The organism is Rhizobium mesoamericanum STM3625, assembly GCF_000312665.1.
GTDB classification, from domain to species: domain Bacteria; phylum Pseudomonadota; class Alphaproteobacteria; order Rhizobiales; family Rhizobiaceae; genus Rhizobium; species Rhizobium mesoamericanum.
This window is the reverse complement of the sequence record NZ_HF536775.1, coordinates 24,244-28,242: the sequence shown is the minus strand read 5'-3', so window position 1 is coordinate 28,242 and position 3,999 is coordinate 24,244. Positions and strand designations below refer to the sequence as shown.

The following is a 3,999-nucleotide window of genomic DNA, read 5'->3' as shown; positions in this document are numbered from 1 at the left end:
ACCGAAATCGGCGACCTGCTCCCGTTCAACTTCTCCAAAAACTCAAGCGCCTAGTCGAGCCGGATGCCGCTCTCCATGCAGGGGCAATCTAGCGATAAAGCAGCCGTCAATGCGCATGGAAAATCGCGCTTACGGTCATCTCCGTGACGTTGTCGGAGACAATCGTCCTTGGCTTACCTCGCCTGCGATGAGGATGTCCAACTCCCGGGCAAGGCGAACGCCAGACAGCGATGTGTCTGCGACGAGGCACAGGCATTCGCGGGTGAAGTCGTCGACGACCGCCAGCACCCGGAAGCGGCGGCCGTCTGTGAAGGCGTCACTGACGAAATCCAGGCTCCAGCGCTCGTTGGGGTGTGAGGGCAAGGCCCAAGGTCGCCTTATTCCCAAAGCCCTCTTGCGACCGCCGCGCTTGCCCACAGTCAGCTTCTCTTCCCGATAAAGCCGCCGGAGCTTCTTCAGGTTCATGACGATCCCTTGCCGATCCAGCATGACATGGATCCGGCGGTAGCCGAAGCGCCGGCGCTCGGACGCCACCTTCTTCATCGCCTCAGGGATGGATTCATCGTCGGGCCTAACACTGCGATATCGCATGCTCGACCGATCCACCGACAGAACCTCGCACGCCCGACGCTGGCTCACCCCATGCTGCGCACAGACGTGAACCACTGCATCCCGCTTCACATCGGGCGTCACCATTAATGGGATGGTCCGTCTCGTCCTCCCGTAGCATCATGAGGCTGTCAAACCGAGGAGGTTGCAATGCCAAAACGCAATGTGCCGCGCCCAGCGGCTGTTTACGGAATTGATATTGGTAAGAACATATTCCACGTCGTCGGCCTCGGAAGCGACGGAGCGCCTGTCCAAAAGGTTCGCTTCCGACGGGACACGCTGCTTCAGTTCTTTGGACGTGCTGCGCCGGCTATCGTGGGTATGGAATCGTGCGCCGGCTCTCAATGGATTGCCAGGAAAATACAGGCGCTGGGGCACAAAGTACGCTTGATCCCGGCGCAATTCGTGAAGCCTTACGTCAAGTCGAACAAAAGCGACATCATTGATGCGGAGGCGATCGCCGAAGCAGCGACGCGGCCGACGATGCGGCTTGCGGCGATCAAGAGCGAAGAACAGGCAGACCTCCAAGCCCTCCACCGGGTGCGTGACCAGATGATCGGCACGAGAACACGCTTGATCAATCAAATGCGGGCCTTCTGTCTTGAATTTGGGATCGCGCTACGCCAAGGAGCTGGCCTCTTCAAGCTCGATCTTCCACACGTCATTGAAGACGCTTCGAACGATCTGTCTTTGGCGATGCGGAAGTTGCTTGCAAATCTGTTTGCGGATTTGCGCCAATTGGAGCACCGGATTGGTGACGTCACACGCGAGATCGAAGCTATCGCTAGTCGCGAGGATGCCGCACGACGGCTAATGACGATCCCCGGAATCGGAGCTCTAGGCGCAACTGCACTTCTCGCAGCCGTTGGCAGTGGTCGGCAATTTGACAAAGCCCGCGACTTGGCTGCATGGCTAGGCCTTGTCCCTCGAGAATACTCAACGGGTGGGAAGCACAAGCTTCTCGGCATCAGCAAGCGGGGAAACCGCTACGTTCGCAAACTTCTCGTGCATGGCGCACGGTCGTGCTTTCGGCATCTCGATCGGACGAAGGATCGACTGGGGAGCTGGCTCGACGGCCTTCAAAGCCGGATGCACCCAAACAAAGCTGTCGTTGCTCTTGCCGCTAAGATGGCAAGTATTGTCTGGGTTGTCCTGACCAGGCCTGGAGCACTATACGAACGCAGAGACCCTGCATTCGCCTGACGCTCCCGGCTCGATTGCAAGGCTCGGGAAGAGTGATGACGAAACAGTGGATCAACATGCCGTAAGCCCTGTGCAAAAAAGCGGGCTTCGTGCCCGAACCATTTATTGGGAACGGCGTGTGCGGATCTCATCATGGCCTGGCTGCAACCGCAGCCCACTTGCGAGAGGCCGGATACACTTATGCAACTGGAATCGTCATCTGCGATGTCGCGAACCTTGCACGGAGGCGGACCATACATTTTTTGAAGCAACATCCTTTAGGATCGCGTTGTCCAGCATCGACTCGGTGAGCAGCTTCTTCAGCTTGGCATTCTCGTCCTCGAGCGCCTTCAGCTTGCGGGCATCGGACACATCCATGCCGCCATACTTCGCCTTGTATTTGTAGAAGGTCGCGTCCGAGATGCCATGCTTGCGGCAAATATCTGCCGTCTTCGCACCCGCCTCCTGCTCCTTCAAAATCCCGATGATCTGTTCTTCCGTGAACCGTAAACGCTTCATTCCGTCCGTCTCCTTGTTGCAACGGACTCTACCAAAATCTGGAGGAAGTTCAGGGTCTCAGGCCAGACACTATACGGTAAGCGGTTATGGGATGCCGTCGGCACATTGATCCCCCGCTTCACATCGGAGGAATGTGAACAGGATCTGCTCTAACCTCGCAGTCTTCCAGGATCAGGAAGCCGTCGCCCTTGGGCGAATGAAATCTGGGTAACTAAAAGCGTCCTCGGTTGCGTACGCAAAGGTCGGAGTAAATCCGACATATGATCAGCGGCGGTGATATCCTGCTGTAAACGTTGCCCTGTTTTTTTAGAACGCGGCAACTTGCGCTTTGCGCCAAAATGAAGACGGAAGCCTTACGGCTTCCGTCAGGTTGTGAATCCCGGGCATAACCCGGGTGGAGACTGGTTGTCTGGGTTATGAAGGCCTTATGGCCTCGATGTTCATTGTGAGCAAAATAAACCACTTCTGGTGGAGGTCCTACCACTTTCCTCATCGAGTTTGTAAATTATTATTATGATGTTGGGACTGAATCATTGCCTATTGGCGCGTATTACGACGGGTCTATCTTCCTTGGTAAAATAGGTTAATATGAAAGTAGCAAGTAAAACAAACTGGATTGCCCGGCTTTTATTGCAATAAGTAAAGGTACAATCACTCATACTATAGAGCGATAATGCAAACCAAAATAACCCAAAACCTTGATAATCAAGGACAAAGACACAACGAAGTAGCAATTGTAAACAACACGAAATCAAGCAGACCGAAAAAACATAACGCTACAGACTCGAGCAAGGCCACGACGACATGATCACCCCCCTATCGCTTTCCCCCAGGACAGAACGTTGATGGCAGAGGGGCCTGAACCGTCAGGAACGGCGATAAACCAGGTAAGCCCGCGATTAATGCATTCACGCGGAGGGTCAGCCGGAGATGTGGCCGACGTCACCGAGGTGACGCCGGTAAGGCGGCGGTTGGCGACACAAAAACGTGCATCCGCCTCAGTCATGTATTTGTAGATGAGTCCGACGTTACGCTGCCCAGCATGGTTTTGGTACATAATCCTGCGGGCTTCGATCATGCTTGTCAGTGCGCCAGCAACAGTAGCATTGACCGGTTCTCCGACGATCCACGACATTGAGAGGAGGAGAGGCTGGAAATGAGATGAAAAGAAGGATAATTGTGTTCGTGAGGGATGGATCGAAAGTGCTGAGGCTTATAAAGACAAAGAGTGACCTTTACAGGCAGCTAGGGCCATTCCTCCTCGGTCTCAATTTCGACAGTGACATTTGATGGCTTTGCTTCGAACGGCAGCCAATCATTTTGCAGCAGAAAATGGCCTTTCGAAGAATTCAAGAATTCATCACTGTTGACCCTCGGTGGCTTACGCTGCTTATAGGTATTTCACAGGCTTTCGTTGTAGCCTACTATTCACGACATCAGGTTACTGTCGTTAACTAGAGAAACCCATGCTCAACCGTCAAAGGCAAAAGACTTGACCAGGCTCTGACAGCCCCCCAGTGCCCCCCCCCCCCAGGATATATGATCGTGTGGCGTTTGTTCGTTTGTTCAAGTGTGAATGCGACGCTATACGGTAAGACCGTATGTCCTTCTTCGGGAGTGAGGTGGCTCGCCCTACACTGCTCTTCCGAGGGTTGCTCGGATGGGCCCGAGCCGATCCTCATAACAGGA

The 3,999-nt window shown here is 54.4% G+C and carries 1 protein-coding gene and 2 pseudogenes; 1 reads left to right on the top strand and 2 read right to left on the bottom strand.

Going from position 1 to position 3,999, the window contains the following annotated elements; all coding sequences use genetic code 11:
* Positions 1-121: 121 nt before the first annotated feature.
* Positions 122-696, bottom strand: a pseudogene (locus BN77_RS28240) (DDE-type integrase/transposase/recombinase); the annotation flags it as partial.
* A 63-nt stretch (positions 697-759) separates the two neighbouring features.
* On the opposite strand from BN77_RS28240, the gene BN77_RS28235 reads away from it, so the two are divergent.
* Positions 760-1,812, top strand: a complete 1,053-nt coding sequence (locus BN77_RS28235; RefSeq protein ID WP_007538768.1) for an IS110 family RNA-guided transposase — start codon at positions 760-762, stop codon at positions 1,810-1,812.
* A 234-nt stretch (positions 1,813-2,046) separates the two neighbouring features.
* Here BN77_RS28235 and BN77_RS28230 read toward each other — a convergent pair.
* A pseudogene (locus BN77_RS28230) lies at positions 2,047-2,310 on the bottom strand (transposase); the annotation flags it as partial.
* Positions 2,311-3,999: the final 1,689 nt, after the last annotated feature.